Here is a 17,631-nt window from a genome sequence, read left to right as displayed (position 1 = left end):
GGTTCCTTTCCAAGTGATACGTCGCGTATCGAATAGAAAATTTTGAGAAATAATAGTAGCGCCGAGGTGAATATGGACGCTTTTGGCTTAGGGCCCATGCCGGGGTACTCCATGGGTGAGGCGGCAGACATCGTGATGGGCGAGACGGGTGATCTCCCGCACCTTCCGCAGTTGCCGGACCGCGGGATTCATGCCGGGGCTATTGGACGAACCGCGGGCTTGTTGGAAGCAGTCTCCATTGACCGCGGTCCGCGCTCGTGGGTGCTCAGTGATCGGCCGCAACTCATCTCGCATCGGATTGGTGACCAGATGAGCCGGGACCTGGACGAGATTCAGGAGGTGTGGGGCGAGTCTGTTCCGCGCGTTAAGGTCCAAGCGGTAGGCCCGTGGAGTTTGGCGGCCGCTGTGGAGCTAGGAAACGGGCACCGCGCGATTACTGATTCGGGTGCGTTCCGGGACTTGTGTGGTGCGCTGTTGGCCGGAATTCAGGAACACACGGCGCAGGTGGCACAGCGCTTTGGGGCAGAAGTGCGGGTCCAGCTGGACGAGCCCCTGCTTGCCGACGTCCTTTCTGGCACCCTTCCAGGCACCACCGACTTCGATACGATTAGGGCTGTTCCCGCGGACCAGGTCAATGCGACGTTGGCGGAGTTTGGCGCGGACTACTTACGGCTTCGCGAGCCACTATGGGAAGTGGCGGCGAAGACGGTGCTGCTCGATTTTGCTGGTCTAGCCTCGCCCGAGCACCTCGATGGCTTGGGGCAGTGGATTGATGGCGGCGCTCGCATCGGATTGGGCGTGGCAGGGCACGATGCTCGCACGGAGGCTATTTCTATTGCACAGCACTTCGACCGCATGGGATTGTCGCGGGAGCGAATTCCAGAACAGGTTGATATCTTCCCGTGGCCGGTGGAAAAGGCCGCGCCCAGCTATTCTTTTGCCGCTGAGGTGGCGGGCATCCTCATTCGCGACGCCGGCGATCTTTAATCGACGCGCCCGCGGCTATCCGTGGTGGTGAAGTATTCGCCCATATAGGGAATGACATAGCGCAGCTTGCCGTGTGCGGTGGGTTCGATGAGGTCGGCGTCGATAAGCCGCTGGCGGGTGGCCGACAAGGAGCGCACCGTGCGGTCCATGTGGCCCGCGATGTCTGCGATGGTGGCGATGCCATTGACTTCGACTGCGGCCATCGCTTCCAAGAACTCCCGCTGCGCCGGCGGCAGGGCTAGCGTCGCAGGCTGGTGCACCTGCGCGCCCATGATAGATATTGCATCCGGGGCGATGGAGGCAATTGTCTGCTGGGAAATCCCGCTTTCTTGGTTCCGGCGACTGCGCTCCCACGCCAGTGAGCCGACCAATTGCACGAGGTATGGGTAGCCGCGGGTGAGCGCGGCGGCGTCCGTAATCGCGTCCTGGCTAAACTCCAGCCCTGAGCCCGAGGCAGTATGCTCGAGCGCCTGCTCGGCATTGGCCGGCGACAAGGGTCCGAGCACGAATTTCTGGGCCCGGCGCAGGAAGGTTACCCCGGGCAGGTCTAGCAAGTGGTTGACTCCCTGCGGCAGGCCAGCGGCCACCAAGGCGATGTCGATTTCATCGCGCACTAAGTCCTGGTAGGCCACGGCGATGGTGGTGAGCTCTTCGACGTCGGCGTCTTGGACCTCGTCGATGGTGAGGAGGATTCCGGTTCCCTTTAGCTCGGCGGAAAGCTCGCGTAGGCGGGTATTCAACGTGGGGGTGAAGCGGTCTTCCTTCTGGTGGTCGAAGCCAATCGATCCTACGCCGCCGATGCCGATGCGGCTGACCTTCTTCTTATCGCTGGGCGAAAGCCGCTCGAGAAGCCTCGGAATCGTGGTGTTGACCAGTTCCTCCACCATGGTGGAGCGCCCGGATGCGCGTAGCGTTACCCAACCGCGCGCTTCAGCAATATCTTCCAACTCGTTGATGAGGACCGTTTTGCCGATGCCCCTAGCGCCGCTTAGCACCATGGAACGGGAGGCATTGCCTGCTGAACCATCGAGGGCGGTGCGGAAACTATCGAGCACGACGCCGCGGCCGACCCAGAACAAAGGAGGGGCGCCGAATGTCGGGCGGAATGGGTTGTCCATGCGGCTAGTGTAACCCGTTTGCCGGAGATTTGGGAGACTTTCCGCTCAATGTGGAGATTTGGGAGACTTTGTAGATTTCTTACTGTGGTTTGTAGGTTTCTTACTGTGGAGAGAGTCTAGGCGCCAAGCGATGGCACCGATGTGCAGGGAGCCAGCGGTAACAATCGCGTACCACCATCCAAAATCTACTGCTCGGTACCACGGCATTGCGATGCCGACAAGAGCAATGATGGCGACCGTGAAGATTGCGTCTATAACCAGCATAGGGGAAGAAACTGGCTTCTTTAGGGTCTTCCATGCAGACCAGAGCTCGAACGCAGTGATAGCGGCAGGGATTAATGTGAGGAGCATTGTGGTTTCCTAAATCCTCTCGAAAAGTGCTTCTGCGAGGTCTTCAGTTCCCGCCGGCGAGTCATTATTTGCGAAGGCTGCGCGATTTTCCTTCGGATCAATGATGAGCATTGTGGAGTAGCCGTAGGTGCCGCCGTTGTGCCAAAAGCTCTTGCCGTCATCATTCTCCTGCCATCCATAGCTAGTGTCGCCATGTTCCATAAACCATGTAGCGAAAGCTGCCATGTCATGAGCGGTGGACCGAATGGCTCCAGCTGCGGCGGAACAGCCTTCCATTTCCCAAGGCTCAGCAGTTCGGCCTGCGGCTGTGAGTCCGCGAGGGGCTTCGTCGGGGACGGAACCTGGTGTCATGAGGTAGGTTTCCTTCATTCCGGCGGGCTTTAGGATTCTCTCGTGGAGTAATTGTTCGTATGGCGTATCGGCAGCCGTTTCTAAGGCGTGGCCGAGCAGCGCGTAGCCCAAGTTGGAATAGGATTCTGTGCCACGATCTGCAAGCTCCGATTCGGTTGCTGAATCGACGATATCTTGTGTGGATACACCTGCGTACGGGTTTGAACCGGTGATGCTAGAGACAGCAGATGAGAAAGTCATGGCTTTTGCCTGTCTGGGTAAGCCCGAGGTGTGATCGAGTAGCTCCCGAACTGTTACGTCGGAGACTGGTGAGTCACCAACCTCGAGGATTTCACCCATCGTGGTGTCGAGGCGAATTTTTCCCTCTTCTACCAGTTGGTGGGCAATTTCTCCGGTGAACATCTTGGTGACAGAACCGATCTCTACCTCGGTGTGTTCATTGGCGCCGAGTCCGGCGAAGGTGGCCTTTCCCTGATCAAGTGTGAAGGCGGTGAGGTTGTTGAAACCAGCTTCTGAGTGTTCCCGTAGGTGCGTGGAGAGTCCTAGATCTCCGGTTGCGGTATCGGCCATCGAGATTCGCTGGGGTCCAACAATGAGTAAGAAGGTGGCCGATACCACGGTTACGACGGCGGCGAGGGCTAATTTGCGCATTAGTGGGCCTCGCTTGCGGTAATGATGGTCAGGAGGGGCACCACTCGGGCGGGGCGAAGTGCGTATTTTCCGCCTGTTTTGGTGGTCCAGCCCGCGCTAGTGAGGGCGCTGAGGTGGTGATAGGCCGTGCCGGTAGACGTGACGATTTCTTCTTCGGCAAGTTCTGTGGCGCTGGCCGGTGCGGTAAGGAGTCGGCGCAGGATCTCGCCACGAATGGGGTGGGCCAGAGCAGCAAGGCGGTCGAGGTTTTCGGACCAGTCTCCATTGGTTACTGCCCTTGTTGGTCGCTGCCATTGGTAGGTATAAGAGCTCTCGCCGATAGTGAGGTTGCCGCCAAAGATTACGGACCCCTCGGGAAGCTCTTCAGAAGGCTCGAGGGTGTCCGCAAGCCACATGGTGGACTCGCCTGTGGGAGCTTCCGCCTGAGTTGGTGTGGGGTTTTCGAGCTTGGCGACGCGCTCCTCGAGAGCTGAAACTCGGGATTCTAAAGATTCCATAGTTCTAGAATTCCAAAACTCTAGAACTATGGCAATGGGTTTAAGAAATCAGCGGCCACGCCGTCGAGACATCCGAGGCATCGCGGCCCTTGCCTTCTAGGTACTTCTTGAAGGCGACGCGGTCCTCGTACCACTTGACGGCCTGGAACTCCATGAGTTCGTTTTCCTCCATCTGTGCCAGGTTGGGGTAGTGCTGGCGAACCTGCTTCCAGGCCACGCGGGCGGCCGCGAGGGCGTCGGCAGTAGCTTCGTGGGCATTACCCAACTCGACGCCGTAGTGCTCGCACACGGCGCCAAGGGTGCGCTTTCCCTTGCGCCACTTATCGCTGACGCGGTCAATCACGTAGGGGTCGTAGACTGGGCCGGTCACCGTAAAATCGCCGGTGAGGCTGCGCAATACGGTGAGATCAAATGCTGCGTTGTAGACGATCAGCGTCAGGCCATCCTCCCATGCGGCCTTGATGGCTTCGACCGTGTCTTTTAGCACCTCCTCGTGCGGGCGGCCCTCGGCGCGGGCCTTTTCCGTAGTAATTCCATGGACATTGGTTGCTTCCTGCGGAATTTCGATTCCGGGATCGGCTAGGTGCTCAATTTTTTGCACATCGCGGCCGTCAATGCGGACTAGGGCGGAGGTAACAATGCGGGCTTCTTTAGGGTTAGCCGAGGTGGTCTCAAGGTCGAAGGCGAGCATGCGGGAGGCGTCGAAATTCATGATCCATACCTTAGTAGCTAGCCCCGACACGAGGGATAGCTACACTTGGGCAGCGTGACTAATCCAGTTGATCTGCACCGTGAATGGAATGACCTCGCGCAGGAAGTGCGCCGCCACCGCAACCTGTACTACAACGGTGAGCCGGCTATTCCCGACGCCGACTTTGATGCACTTTTCCAGCGCCTACTTGCGCTAGAAGAAGAGCACCCAGAGCTTGCCGTGCCTGATTCGCCCACCCAGCAGGTGGGTGCTGCCCCGAGCGCCGGCGAGGATATTGAGCACCTTGAGCGCATGATGAGCTTGGACAATGTTTTTAGCGCTGGCGAGATGCAGGATTGGCTGGATAGAACACCGGCTAAGACCTATCTCACCGAGCTGAAGATTGATGGCATGTCTATCGACTTGGTTTATCGCAATGGGCGCTTGACCACCGCTGCTACTCGTGGCGACGGCACGGTGGGCGAGGAGATCACTGCCAATGCCCGCGTAATCGAGGATATTCCGCATGGGTTGACGGGAACTGCTGAATACCCTGTCCCGGAGCTTATCGAGATCCGTGGCGAGGTATATATGCGACCCGAGGATTTCGAGGAGATCAATGAGGACCGCGCGGCTGATGGCAAGGATAAATTTGCCAACCCGCGCAACGCCGCGGCCGGTGGACTTCGCATGAAGGACCCCGCCGAGGTGAAAAAGCGCCGCCTGAAGATGGTGTGCCACGGCTTGGGCGCGCGCGAGGGATTCTCGCCCACCTCACAGCACGATGCCTATAAGGCGATTGCGGCCTGGGGGCTGCCCGTTTCCCCGTATACCAAGCAGGTGCACTCAGCCAAAGAGGTTCAGGACGAGGTGGCGCATTGGGCAGAACACCGCCACGACGCCATCTTTGAAATGGATGGTCTCGTGGTCAAGGTGGATGATTTGGCGTCGCAGCGAGCGCTGGGTGCGACTTCCCGCGCACCGCGCTGGGCCATTGCCTACAAGTATCCGCCGGAGGAAGTGACCACGAAGCTCAAAAACATTGAGGTGGGTGTTGGTCGCACCGGGCGAGTAACCCCGTACGCAGTGATGGAGCCAGTCTTCGTTTCTGGATCTACGGTGGAGATGGCTACCCTGCACAACCAATCCGAGGTCAAGCGCAAGGGCGTGCTCATTGGGGATACCGTCATTATCCGCAAGGCGGGCGAAATTATTCCGGAGGTCCTTGGGCCGGTGCGCGAGCAGCGCGATGGTAGCGAGTACGAGTGGACCTTCCCGGAGAACTGTCCCGCATGCGGTACGAAATTGGCCCCGCAGAAGGACGGTGACGCGGATTGGCGTTGTCCCAATACGCAGTCCTGTCCGGCGCAGCTCTCGGCACGATTGGAGTATCTGGCTTCCCGCAAGGCGCTGGATATTGAGGCTTTGGGCGAGAAGGGCGCGATGGATCTGATCGACAACGGCATCCTTGTCGATGAGTCGGAGCTTTTTGAGCTCACCGCGGAAAAGCTATTGGCCTCAGATGTCTATACCGCAAAGAGGGACACCAAAGACAAGCGTTCCAAGAAGGAGGGCAACGTCAAGGTCAATACGGCAGGCCAGAACTTGCTAAACAACCTAGAGGAGGTCAAGGGACGCGACTTCTGGCGCGTCTTGGTCTCGCTGTCCATACGTCACGTGGGGCCGATTGCGGCCCGGGCGCTTTCTTCCCGCTACGGATCCATGGATAAGCTGCGCGCTGCGAAGACGGAGGAGCTTGCAGAGGTCGATGGCGTCGGCATGACCATTGCGCAATCCTTCCACGATTGGTTCGGGGTGGATTGGCATCGCACAATTGTGGACAAATGGGCTGCTGCGGGCGTGGCCATGGAGGTAGCGGCCGAAGATCACAAGGAGCAGACCCTCGAGGGCTTGACCATTGTGGTTACCGGCAGCTTGGAAAACTTCACCAGGGATTCCGCGAAAGAGGCTATTGTCTCTCGCGGCGGCAAGGCCACCGGTTCGGTGTCGAAGAAAACCTCGTACCTCGTTGCCGGCGAAAAGGCTGGCTCGAAGGAGGATAAGGCTCGCGAGCTGGACATCCCGATTCTCAATGAGGCGCAATTCCAGCAACTACTAGAAACCGGCGAAGCCTAATTCGCTCCAGTTACTTTAGGAAGCTGCCCAAGATAGTGCCGATGTGGCCCAGATGCTCGACCTCGGAGGCGAGGTAGTCAGGGCCGCCGGTTCGACCCATGGCGATGACCAATCCGGTATCGCCGAGTGGGGCGGCGGCGAGTGCGGAGTCAAGCAGGGACCAGCTTTCCGGCACCCACTCGTCGCGCTCGGGCTGGAGGACGCGGGCGCTTTCGACCTCAATGTCGTGAGGAACGGTGCCGTCATCTTCCGGGGCGGCGTTGGAGGAGGCCAGGCGGCGGATGGGCTCGTTATTGTCAATGACGATGCACCAGGTGGAGGTGAGTGCCTTCGGGATAGCCGCGACAACCTCTTCCATAGCCGCAGTGACATTGGTGGCATGAGCTACACGCGCGAGCAGCTCGATCTGGCCGCGGCGGTCTACGCGGCCGCTAAACGGGCGGATGGAGTCAATTTCCACGCCGTCGACGGAGGAGGCGGCGGTGATAAGCACATCGGCCATGGCGCCTTGGGGCAGCTCAATGACGATGTCATCCATAACGGTGCCGTCGGGGAAGTTTTCTACGATATCGACCGATTGGATATTGCCGTCGACGAGTCCAAAGGCGTCGGCAAGCTGGCCCAGGCTGCCAGGGGCATCGGGGAGCAGTACACGGATCAAAAAGGACATGGTCTTGCACGCTTTCGGTAGTTTGTAGTCCCAAACATGATACGTGCGTCACAATGCGGGCTTCAAGCAACGCAAATTTGGGGTGACGCGGCAGCCGTCTCGGTAGGTGCAGTACCATGGGTCGTTAGCAATTCACATAGTACATGCATCGTGTGAATATTTTTCACCCGCATGTCGATTATGCAGATAAAGGATGGAGTTCGCGTGTCTGAGATTTCGCGTGATGAGGTAGCCCACCTCGCCAAGCTTTCCCGCCTGGCCCTCAGTGAGGAAGAGCTAGCCCAGTTCGCAACGCAGATTGATGAAATTGTTGATTCCGTTTCCGCGGTAGGAAACGTGGATACCGAGGGTGTGGAGCCGATGAGCCACCCACACTCCGTGGACGCCCCGATGCGCGAGGACGTTATTGTGCGCACCCTTACTGCAGAACAGGCCTTGGACCAGGCGCCGGCCGTAGAAGATGAGCGCTTCGTCGTGCCACAGATTTTGGGAGGAGAATAAATGTCTAACCTGACCGTTCCTGCGGAGGGCTTGACCTCCCTGACTGCCGCCGAGCTGGCGGAAAAGATTCACTCCCGCGAAATTACCTCCCGCGAGGTTACCCAGGCCTTCCTGGATCGCATCGCAGAGACCAATGAGGAGCTTAACTCCTTCCTGCACGTGGGTGCGGAAGAAGCCCTCGCGGCTGCCGACGCCGTGGATAAGGCCCTCGATGCCGGCGAAGAGCCTGCTTCCGGGCTGGCCGGCGTGCCGCTGGCGCTGAAGGATTTGCTCGTTACCACCGATGCGCCAACCACCGCGGCGTCCAAGATGCTGGAAGGCTACGTTTCTCCGTATGACGCCACCGTGACCAAGCGTTTGCGCGAGGCCGGCATTCCCATCCTGGGCAAGACCAACCTGGATGAGTTTGCCATGGGTTCTTCCAATGAGAACTCTGCCTTTGGTCCAGCGCATAACCCTTATGACACCGAGCGCACCCCGGGCGGCTCGGGTGGCGGTACCGCCGCTGCACTCGCTTCCGGCCAGGCGCCGCTCGGCATTGGTACCGATACCGGCGGCTCCATCCGCCAGCCGGCCGCGCTGACCAATACTGTGGGTGTTAAGCCAACCTACGGCACCGTGTCCCGTTATGGCCTCATTGCTGCTGCATCTTCCCTGGATCAGGCCGGCCCCTGTGGCCGCACGGTCCTAGATACCGCGCTATTGCACGAGGTCATCGCCGGCCACGATGCCTTCGATGCGACCTCCGTGGATAAGCCGGTAGCACCGGTTGTCGCCGCCGCACGCGAAGGTGCCAAGGGCGATCTGTCCGGTGTAAAGGTTGGCCTCATCAAGCAGTTTGAGCGCGATGGCTGGCAGGAGGGCGTGATGGAGAATTACCACGCCGCCGTCGATCAGCTGCGCGAGCAGGGTGCCGAAATTGTTGAGGTTGATTGCCCGCACTTCGACGACGCCCTGGCGGCGTACTACCTGATCATGCCGTGTGAGGTCTCGTCTAACCTGGCACGTTTCGATGGCATGCGCTACGGCCTGCGTGCGGGCGATGATGGATCCCACTCCGCGGAGCAGGTCATGTCCCAGTCTCGTGCGGAGGGCTTTGGCCCCGAAGTAAAGCGCCGCATCATGCTGGGCACCTATGCACTGTCCGTGGGCTACTACGACGCCTATTACCTGCAGGCGCAGCGCGTGCGTACCCTCATTGCGCAGGACTTTGCCCGTGCCTTCGAGCAGGTCGACGTGCTCGTTTCCCCGACCACCCCAACCACCGCATTCAAGCTGGGGGAGAAGGCCGAGGATCCGATGGCAATGTACAACTTTGACCTGTGCACCCTGCCGCTGAACCTGGCCGGCCTGTGCGGCATGTCCGTGCCGTCCGGTATGGCGAGCGATACCAACCTGCCGACTGGCCTGCAGATCATGGCACCGGCTTTTGCGGATGACCGCCTGTACAAGGTCGGCGCTGCTTACGAGGCTGGCCGCGATAAGTAAAACGTCGCCTGTGGAGTCCCTGACGATTCCATAAAGGTTTCTTTACCCCCGTTGAATTTAAATTCGGCGGGGGTAAATTATTGGGTATGCATTTCAAAAAGACCGCACTATTTTCGCTGTCCGCCGCTGCGCTGATGGGCGCTGGAGCTGCCAACGCTGCGCAGGTCCCCGACATCGATCCGGGGTTTAGCATGACCGCGCCGACCCAGTCTGACCTGATTTCTCCGCTCCCGGAGGGCGCAGAGAAGCTGGAGCCTCAAATTGAAGGACAGACCATCACCGGCGAGCTCCACTCCGTCAAGGAAGATGGCAAACTGAGCGTCACCTTTGCCAAGGACCGCACCTTGACGGTTAATGATGGCTGCAATATCTACACCACTACCTACGAGGTGGCCAAGGATGGCACCATCAGCGTGGGCGAGTTCAATTCCACCCGCGCGGCCTGCGACGAGCATACGCAGCAGCTCTCCGACGCCCTTCGCGGCCTCCTCGAATCCAACCCCTCCTTCTATAACCTTCCCGGCGGCACCGTTGCCTTGGGCAGCGAGAATGCTGCAGTTGAGTTCACGGTGGCCAAGTAGAAGCTAGCGGCACACAGGATAAAAGAATGCGCACCATGTCTGGGGACGTGGTGCGCATTTGTGTGGGTGGGGACTATTTGGCGTCGGAAAGCGCATAAGCCGCGCCCGCCGAGGCTGCGGTGACGCTGAGTACCGCCGGCCACGCACCGATCTTCTTGGCCAGCGGGTGGGAGGCGCCGAATGCGCCCGCGTAGAGTGCGCACAGGCCGGCGGTGGTAGCTGGGGTGGTTTTCTTGGCCCAAGAGCGACCTGCCCATACACCGGCGGCGGCGAGGATTACGCCGCCCAGCGGGCGAATGCCGGTCTCGCGGGCGGTGACCCAGCCACCGATGAGGCCGAGGGTAACAGTGGTGGCGGTAGAAACGTCTTGGGGCTTTTTGATATCGATCATGGACATGTGGCTAGTCTAGGTCGACATTTCTCGGCCCGCTAGACTCTAAGGCCATGACTGTGGAGACGCATCTGCCGCCCGAGCGCCAAGCATGGCGCGCCATGTTTGCATTGTCCCTCGGATTCTTTGTATCCCTGCTGGACCAATCCATGGTGGCGGTGGCGCTGCCTGACCTGCAACGCGAGCTCAACGCAGGCGTAAACCACACCATGTGGGTATCCGCGGCCTATTTGTTGGCTGTGGTGGTGCCGCTGCTCTTTGCCGGCCGCTTGGGCGATGTTTTAGGCCAGCGCCGGATGTTCTGTTTGGGTGTGGGCATTTTCGGACTCGGTGCGGTGGCGTGTGCCGTGGCGCCCACAGTGGAAGTGCTCATTGCGGCGCGTGCCGTGCAAGGCGTGGGTGCGTCCCTCCAGATGCCACAGACCATGTCCGTTATCAATCGCATCTTTGCGCGCGAGCGCCGTGGGCGCGCACTGGGTGTGTGGGGCGTCATTGGCTCGGTAGCTGCACTTGCCGGTCCACTCGCCGGTGGCTTTCTGGTCGGGCACTTTGGGTGGCAGGCCGCCTTTTGGGTACACGTTCCCTTCGTGGTGCTAGCCATTGTCTTCGCGCTGCTGTGGGTGCCTGAGCTGCCCACGACCGCGCAGTCTATCGATGCGCCCTCGGCCATCGTGTCGCTCATCGCCTTGGCGGCAATCGTCTTTGGTATTCAGCAGGGCCCGGTGCTTGGCTGGGGATGGACCATTTGGCTGATCCTGCTCGCCGGAGTTGTCGCTAGCGTCTGGTTTATTCGATTGCAGGCAACTGCCCAGGCCCGCGGGTCGAGTCCGCTGGTGCCGCTGGCGCTATTTAGTGACCGCAATTACCTGGCGGGCTCGGTAGGAATCATTGCAATGGGGTTCATGGCGGCCGCAGTGATGCTGCCCATCATGTTGTGGCTGCAGACCATGCAGGGAGTGCCTGCGGGCGAAGCCGGCATCATCGTGGCTCCTATGGCGCTGGTGTCTCTCCTGATATCTCCGCTCGCTGGCATCATGGCGGATTATGTTAACCCGCGGATCCTGGGGGTGCTGGGATTTTCCATCCTGATACTTTCGCTCCTTGCGGCATGGTGGGTCATGCAGGTCGACGCCCTTCCGTGGGTCCTCGGTCTGCCCATTGCCGGGCTCGGCGTGGGACAGTCCTTCATTTGGGGTTCCAACGCAGCTACCACCTTGCGCGATATCTCGCCGGAGCTCATGGGCGCTGCCTCCGGTGTGTATAACACCTCCCGCCAGGTGGGTTCCGTGGTGGGAGTTGCCCTGGTATCCGCAGTTATGCAAACGGGTAACCCAGAGGCGGCAATTATTAATTCGCTGCTCGTCATCGTGGCTGCGCTGGTGGTGGGCCTGGTTTCTGCCCTAGGTTTTAGGGACACTCTGCAGGCCTAAAAATCGCGCGCTAGATTGGTAGATATGCGTCTAGGTGTTTTAACGTCCGGCGGCGATTGCCCCGGCCTCAATGCTGTAATCCGTGCGGTAGTGCGTACCGCGTCCAATGAATTTGGAGATACCGTTGTAGGTTATGAAGACGGCTGGGTCGGTCTGATGGAAGACCGCCGCCGCGATCTTTATGACGATGCGGAAATCGACCGTATTTTGTTGCGCGGCGGCACCATCCTGGGTACCGGCCGCCTGCATCCGGATAAGTTCAAGGCCGGCCTTGACCAGATTAAGTCCAACATGGCGGATGCCGGGGTGGATGCCCTTGTCGCCATCGGTGGTGAAGGTACCCTCAAGGGCGCAAAGTGGCTTTCTGATAACGGCGTGCCAGTAGTGGGCGTGCCGAAGACCATTGATAATGACGTTAACGCCACCGACTACACCTTTGGTTTCGATACCGCCGTTTCTGTGGCCACCGATGCTATCGACCGTCTGCACACCACCGCAGAGTCCCATAACCGCATCCTGATCGTGGAGGTTATGGGCCGCCACGTGGGATGGATTGCCCTGCATGCGGGCATGGCTGGCGGTGCGCACTACACCGTGGTACCGGAAGAGCCCTTCGATATTGCGGAGATTACGAAGGCGATGGAACGCCGCTTCCAGATGGGCGAGAAGTACGGCATTATCTGCGTGGCAGAAGGCGCCCTCCCGAAGGAGGGGACTATGGACTTCGAGGCCGGCGGCGTCGATCAGTTTGGGCACCAGACTTTCAATGGCATTGGCCAGGTAATCGGGGATGAAATCAAGGCACGCACCGGGTATGACGTGCGTACGACCGTGCTGGGACACATCCAGCGCGGCGGCACGCCGACGGCTTATGACCGTGTGCTTGCTACTCGCTACGGCGTGCACGCAGCGCGCGCCATCCACGAAGGCAAGTCTGGCATGTGTGTTGCCCTCCATGGTGAGGATATTGACCTCGTCCCGTTGGAAGATGCCGTGGGTACGCTGAAGACGGTGCCGGAATCGCGTTATCGCAACGCCCAGGCGCTCTTTGGCTAGGGGCATTTTGCGTTCCGAATATTAAGATAGCGCTCCCACTGGGTGGGAGCGTATTCTTTTGCCCATGAGTATCGATAGCATGACAGATAATCGGGTGGAGGCGCCCGCTGCGCCCTCCTCAGCGCAAGACCGTCAAGCGCTCATTGCAGCACTAGGCTTTCCCGTGCTCGTGATTATCGGTGGCGTGGTGGGATACCTCGCGCCAGAGACCGCAGCTTCCTTCGCCCCGCAAGTCACCCCACTGCTGGGTATTGTCATGTTCGGCATGGGCCTAACCCTCAAGCCGGTAGATTTTGCCTTGGTGGTTCGCCGTCCGCTGCCCGTTCTCATCGGAGTAGTAGCGCAGTTTGTCATAATGCCGCTGGTGGCGCTGTTGGTGGTCGCTGTGATGGATCTTCCTGATGCTGTAGCGGCCGGCGTTATCTTGGTGGGCTGCGCGCCCGGCGGCACGAGTTCCAACGTGGTGTCTTACCTTGCGCGCGGTGATGTGGCTTTGTCGGTGACCATGACGTCCATTTCCACCCTGTTGGCGCCGGTCCTCACGCCGTTGCTGACACTGTGGCTGGCAGGGGAGTATATGCCGGTCTCTGCCTCCGCGATGGCGTGGTCCATTGTGAAGGTCGTGCTCATTCCGGTTGTTGCCGGCATTCTCATCGGCATGTTTGTTCCACGCGTGGTGGCGAAGATTAACGCGGCGCTGCCATGGATCTCGGTTGCGGCCATTTCAGCCATTGTGTGCATTGTGGTTGGCGGAGCGCACGACACCATCGCTACCGCAGGCGTACTCGTCTTTGCCGCAGTGGTAATCCATAACGCCTGCGGATACGGCTTGGGCTACCTGGCCGGAATGCTGACCAAGCAGCCGATCGCCGCCCGGCGCACCATGGCCGTCGAGGTGGGCATGCAAAACTCCGGCTTGGCCACCTCCCTGGCATCGACCTATATGAACCCATTGGCCGCCCTGCCAGGAGCCGTCTTTTCGGTGTGGCACAACCTTTCTGGTGCGGTGCTGGCAGCCATCTGCCGCTATTCGGATTCCCGAAAGTAGGGGAATTCCGCTAGAAATTAATCGTGACCGCAGGATAGGATTCGTCTACAAACCAGGGTTCTTTCTGCACGGTCAGTGGTGGCTGGCCTTGCTCGAAAGATAGGGTGTCGCCGTCTTTGACGGTGGCGCCTTGGAGCACGTGGTCTGCGATATTGGCCAGCTTGTAATAGAGATCGGTGGGATCCATGGATTCGGTGGCTGCCTGGATTTCAGGGTGTCCGGCCTGGACCAGCCCAACGGTATAGCCCAAGATTTTGTTTTCTTTTTGGGTAAGCCACACCGGAGCGATGTGCATTGGGGCAAGGTTGTCCCGAACGGCCTCGAGGAAAGTATTCGGCGCGATAGAAACGTTGCCGCGCGGGTTATGGACTATCAGGCAGTCGGGGTGCTCGGCTACTACCGCGGTGGCCTTGGAGAGCAGTTCAAGGTGATCGCGGCGGGCTTCGCGGAATTGCTTCGCGCGATCATCTTCGGTCTCGCCGGGAAGCACGGACACGAGGATTTGTGCGGTGGCGGAATCGAGGCCGCGAGCATCCGCGCTCAAAATGGGGTGGAGGCCATAGCTATCGCGGGTGGGAGGGGTATCGATGGCTTGGTAGTGCAATAGGAAGGAATCATCAAGCTCGACCATGATGCTTCCCGGATTCTTGCCCGGCATGATATCTCTCAGGCGATCGCCAAAAGTGGTGGTCAGGCGCTCGCTTACCTCCTCAGGGGTAGGGGCAGTGCGGAAGACTGCGATGTTGATCAATGGGGCATCGATAAGCGCGGCATCAACGCTATGTGGTGTAGTCATAATATTCAGCTTAGGGGCGTGAGCGCGCGGGCGCATCGACGTATTAAGATGGCACGCATGACTGCTGCGATGTATGACCTGATGGACTTCGATGAGGTCCTAGAAAAGTTCGAACCGGTAATGGGCATGGAAGTCCACGTAGAGCTGGATACGGAAACCAAGATGTTTTCTACCTCTCCTACGAACTTCAACGCAGCGCCTAATTCCAACGTTGACCCGGTCTCCCTGGGCCTGCCCGGTGCGCTGCCGGTAGTTAACTCCAAGGGCGTGGAGGGCGCCATCAAGATTGGCCTGGCGCTTAATTGCTCCATTGCGGAGTCCTCTCGCTTTGCCCGCAAGAATTACTTTTACCCGGACCAGCCGAAGAACTACCAGATTTCCCAGTACGACGAGCCGATTGCCTACGACGGCTACCTGGACGTTGTGCTGGAAGACGGCACCGAGTGGCGCGTGGAAATCGAGCGTGCCCACATGGAGGAAGACACCGGCAAGTTGACCCACCTCGGTGGTGCAGACGGCCGTATTCACGGCGCCACGGCATCCCTGGTGGATTGCAACCGTGCGGGCATTCCTCTCATTGAGATTGTGACCAAGCCGATCATTGGCGCCGGTGAGCGCGCGCCGGAGGTGGCTAAGGCCTACGTTTCCGCGCTGCGTGAGCTCGTTGCAGCCTTGGGCGTTTCCGACGCCCGCATGGATCAAGGCTCCATGCGTGTGGACTCCAACCTGTCCCTGCGCCCGGTGGGCCAGGAAGAGTTTGGTACCCGTACCGAGACCAAGAACATTAACTCCCTGCGTTCCGTGGAGCAGGCGGTTCGCTTCGAAATGCAGCGCCAGGCGCAGGTGCTCGAAGATGGCGGCACCATTGATCAGGAAACCCGTCACTATCAAGAGACCGATGGCACCACTTCGAAGGGTCGTCCGAAGGAAACCGCGGAGGATTACCGTTACTTCAATGATCCGGACCTGCCGCCGGTCATCGCCCCGCGCGAGTGGGTAGAAGAGCTGCGCCAGACCCTTCCGGAACTGCCATGGGTTCGCCGTGCGCGCATCCAGGAAGAGTGGGGCATCAAGGATGAGGAGATGCGCGACTTGGTCAACGCCGGCGCCCTCGACCTCATCGTGGATACCGTTGAAGCCGGTGCGAAGCCGGACGAGGCACGCTCCTGGTGGGTTTCCTACCTGGCCGGCAAGGCCAACGAGCAGGAGACCGATCTTGCTGGTCTGTCCATTACCCCGCAGCACGTGGCGCGCGTTATCGCGCTCGTCAACGAGGGCAAGCTGACCACCAAGCTCGCACGCAAGGCCGTCGACGGTGTGTTGGCGGGCGAGGGTGACGTCGACGAGGTCGTCGAAAAGCGCGGCTTGGAGGTCGTGCGCGATGATGGCGCCATCGAGAAGGCCGTGGATGACGCGCTGGCCGCCAACCCGGACATCGTGGAAAAGTACCGTGCCGGCAATAAGAAGGTCACCGGTGCCATCGTGGGTGCGGTCATGAAGGCCACCCAGGGCAAGGCCGATCCGGGCCAGGTCAATAAGCTCATCGCAGAGAAGCTGAACTAAGACCCCCACATAGCCAGCCGCGTTTTCCTCCTCAACGAGAGGGGCGTGGCTGGCTTTTTGGTTTTCCTTCCCCGTTAGAGTTGGTGATTATTTTCGTTAGGCGAGGTCAGTGGGGTTACGCGTAGGGTCGTGGGCATGACAATTAAGAGCAAAGTATTGCAAAAGGAAAGCCCTGAAGCACCATTCAAGGTCGTAGAAATTGAGCGCCGCGATCCGCGCGAAGACGACGTGGTCATTGATATCAAGGCTGCAGGCATCTGCCACTCCGATATTCACACGATCCGCAACGAATGGGGCCAGGCCCACTTCCCGCTGACGGTGGGCCACGAGATTGCCGGCGTCGTGGAAGCCGTGGGCGATAAGGTCACGAAATTTAAAGTCGGCGACCGCGTTGGCGTTGGCTGCCTGGTCAACTCCTGTGGTGAGTGCGAACAGTGTCGCAACGGCCGGGAGCAGAACTGCCTGAATGGCAATGTGGGCACCTATAACTCCGAAGACGTAGACGGCACCACTACCCAAGGCGGCTACGCCCAGAAGGTAGTCGTCAACGAAAACTTTGTGTGCACTATTCCAGAGGGCATTGACTTTGATGTCGCAGCCCCGCTGCTATGCGCCGGAATCACCACCTATTCGCCGCTGGCCCGCTGGCAGGTCAAGGAAGGCGATAAGGTTGCCGTAGTAGGCCTAGGCGGCTTGGGCCACATGGGTGTGCAGATCGCTGCGGCAAAGGGCGCGGAAGTAACCGTAATTTCCCGCTCCCTGCGCAAGGAAAAGGAAGCTTATGAGCTGGGTGCGAAGCACATTCTGGCCACCGGTGAGGACGAAGACTTCTTTGATAACCACCGCGGCGAATTCGACGTCATCTTGTCCACCATTTCTGCCCAGTACTCCCTCAATGACTACCTGCAGCTGCTGAAGCCGCGCGGCATCATGTCCGTTGTGGGACTTCCGCCGGAGGAGCTGGGAGTACACATGAGCAGCCTTGTCGGCGGCGGCAAGGTGCTAACCGGTAATAACATCGGTGGCATTGCAGAGACCCAGGAAATGCTGGATTTCTGCGCCGAGCACGGCATCGGCGCCGTTATTGAAAAGATCGGCGTCAACGATGTAGATGACGCCTATGAGCGCGTGGTGGAAGGCGATGTAAAGTTCCGCTTCGTGATTGATACCGCGACCTTTGACGACTATAGCGTTAGGTTGATTTCGCGGAACGCCCGAATGTGATTTACCACAACATCGGTATGTGCCAGTAGGTGTTTAACGGGTCACTTACGTACCATTCCTTAAGGAACGCATACTGGTGTTGTGTAGCCCACGTGCTGGGG

General features: G+C 59.4%; 17 protein-coding genes. 10 read left to right on the top strand and 7 right to left on the bottom strand.

Annotated elements, in window-relative coordinates:
• The first annotated feature begins 72 nt into the window (after positions 1-72).
• A complete protein-coding gene (locus MHY13_RS00255) occupies positions 73-987 on the top strand; it encodes a methionine synthase (RefSeq protein WP_239235812.1) in 915 nt (304 codons plus the stop codon).
• Here the strand turns inward: MHY13_RS00255 and MHY13_RS00250 are convergent.
• The 4 genes from MHY13_RS00250 to MHY13_RS00235 form a co-directional block, all read right to left on the bottom strand.
• Positions 984-2,105: an ATP-binding protein gene (locus tag MHY13_RS00250; protein WP_239235814.1), complete on the bottom strand. Its 1,122-nt coding sequence runs from the start codon at positions 2,103-2,105 to the stop codon at positions 984-986. The genes MHY13_RS00255 and MHY13_RS00250 overlap by 4 nt on opposite strands.
• A gap of 360 nt (positions 2,106-2,465) precedes the next feature.
• Positions 2,466-3,458, bottom strand: coding sequence for a serine hydrolase (locus MHY13_RS00245; protein WP_239235816.1), 993 nt, complete (start codon positions 3,456-3,458; stop codon positions 2,466-2,468).
• On the bottom strand, positions 3,458-3,955 hold the full coding sequence (locus MHY13_RS00240; protein ID WP_239235819.1) for a helix-turn-helix transcriptional regulator: 498 nt from the start codon (positions 3,953-3,955) through the stop codon (positions 3,458-3,460). The genes MHY13_RS00245 and MHY13_RS00240 overlap by 1 nt, the downstream gene beginning before the upstream one ends.
• A gap of 40 nt (positions 3,956-3,995) precedes the next feature.
• Positions 3,996-4,667: a 3'-5' exonuclease gene (locus MHY13_RS00235; protein WP_204609362.1), complete on the bottom strand. Its 672-nt coding sequence runs from the start codon at positions 4,665-4,667 to the stop codon at positions 3,996-3,998.
• 54 nt (positions 4,668-4,721) lie between these two features.
• On the opposite strand from MHY13_RS00235, the gene ligA reads away from it, so the two are divergent.
• Positions 4,722-6,782 carry an NAD-dependent DNA ligase LigA gene (gene ligA, locus MHY13_RS00230; RefSeq protein ID WP_239279939.1) on the top strand — a complete coding sequence of 687 codons (2,061 nt, stop codon included), beginning with the start codon at positions 4,722-4,724 and terminating at the stop codon, positions 6,780-6,782.
• 10 nt (positions 6,783-6,792) lie between these two features.
• Here the strand turns inward: ligA and MHY13_RS00225 are convergent, their stop codons facing one another.
• A complete protein-coding gene (locus MHY13_RS00225; protein ID WP_040425027.1) occupies positions 6,793-7,452 on the bottom strand; it encodes an amino acid-binding ACT domain protein in 660 nt (219 codons plus the stop codon).
• Positions 7,453-7,656: 204 nt separating this feature from the next.
• Between MHY13_RS00225 and gatC the strand changes: the two genes are divergently transcribed.
• The 3 genes from gatC to MHY13_RS00210 all read left to right on the top strand — a co-directional run bounded on the left by gatC (position 7,657) and on the right by MHY13_RS00210 (position 10,022).
• Complete coding sequence (gene gatC, locus MHY13_RS00220) at positions 7,657-7,953, top strand: Asp-tRNA(Asn)/Glu-tRNA(Gln) amidotransferase subunit GatC (protein WP_005327681.1); 297 nt, start codon at positions 7,657-7,659, stop codon at positions 7,951-7,953.
• Entirely contained in the window at positions 7,954-9,441 is a 1,488-nt protein-coding gene (gene gatA / locus MHY13_RS00215; RefSeq protein ID WP_239279937.1) for an Asp-tRNA(Asn)/Glu-tRNA(Gln) amidotransferase subunit GatA, read from the top strand.
• An 86-nt stretch (positions 9,442-9,527) separates the two neighbouring features.
• A complete protein-coding gene (locus MHY13_RS00210; RefSeq protein ID WP_239279935.1) occupies positions 9,528-10,022 on the top strand; it encodes an META domain-containing protein in 495 nt (164 codons plus the stop codon).
• 73 nt (positions 10,023-10,095) lie between these two features.
• Here the strand turns inward: MHY13_RS00210 and MHY13_RS00205 are convergent, their stop codons facing one another.
• Positions 10,096-10,419 (bottom strand): hypothetical protein, encoded by a 324-nt coding sequence (locus MHY13_RS00205; RefSeq protein WP_239279933.1) that lies wholly within the window; start codon positions 10,417-10,419, stop codon positions 10,096-10,098.
• Positions 10,420-10,466: 47 nt separating this feature from the next.
• On the opposite strand from MHY13_RS00205, the gene MHY13_RS00200 reads away from it, so the two are divergent.
• The 3 genes from MHY13_RS00200 to MHY13_RS00190 all read left to right on the top strand — a co-directional run bounded on the left by MHY13_RS00200 (position 10,467) and on the right by MHY13_RS00190 (position 13,947).
• Positions 10,467-11,843, top strand: a complete 1,377-nt coding sequence (locus MHY13_RS00200) for an MFS transporter (protein WP_204609350.1) — start codon at positions 10,467-10,469, stop codon at positions 11,841-11,843.
• Positions 11,844-11,867: 24 nt separating this feature from the next.
• The gene (locus MHY13_RS00195) at positions 11,868-12,899 is read left to right on the top strand and encodes an ATP-dependent 6-phosphofructokinase (protein WP_005327686.1); all 1,032 of its coding nucleotides are present in this window, start codon (positions 11,868-11,870) and stop codon (positions 12,897-12,899) included.
• Positions 12,900-12,963: 64 nt separating this feature from the next.
• Positions 12,964-13,947, top strand: a complete 984-nt coding sequence (locus tag MHY13_RS00190; protein ID WP_239235828.1) for a bile acid:sodium symporter family protein — start codon at positions 12,964-12,966, stop codon at positions 13,945-13,947.
• A 10-nt stretch (positions 13,948-13,957) separates the two neighbouring features.
• On the opposite strand, the gene MHY13_RS00185 is transcribed toward MHY13_RS00190, so the two are convergent.
• Entirely contained in the window at positions 13,958-14,743 is a 786-nt protein-coding gene (locus tag MHY13_RS00185) for a DUF4261 domain-containing protein (protein WP_204609348.1), read from the bottom strand.
• Between the two features lie 57 nt (positions 14,744-14,800).
• Here MHY13_RS00185 and gatB point away from each other — a divergent pair, with 57 nt between their 5' ends.
• Positions 14,801-16,306 (top strand): Asp-tRNA(Asn)/Glu-tRNA(Gln) amidotransferase subunit GatB, encoded by a 1,506-nt coding sequence (gene gatB / locus MHY13_RS00180; RefSeq protein WP_040425024.1) that lies wholly within the window; start codon positions 14,801-14,803, stop codon positions 16,304-16,306.
• 135 nt (positions 16,307-16,441) lie between these two features.
• The gene (locus MHY13_RS00175; protein ID WP_239279932.1) at positions 16,442-17,530 is read left to right on the top strand and encodes an NAD(P)-dependent alcohol dehydrogenase; all 1,089 of its coding nucleotides are present in this window, start codon (positions 16,442-16,444) and stop codon (positions 17,528-17,530) included.
• The last annotated feature ends 101 nt before the right edge of the window (positions 17,531-17,631 follow it).

This window comes from Corynebacterium sp. ACRPE (assembly GCF_022347435.1).
GTDB lineage: Bacteria > Actinomycetota > Actinomycetes > Mycobacteriales > Mycobacteriaceae > Corynebacterium > Corynebacterium tuberculostearicum_D.
The sequence above is the reverse complement of the archived record's forward strand: the minus strand, read 5'-3'. Positions and strand labels throughout refer to the sequence as shown.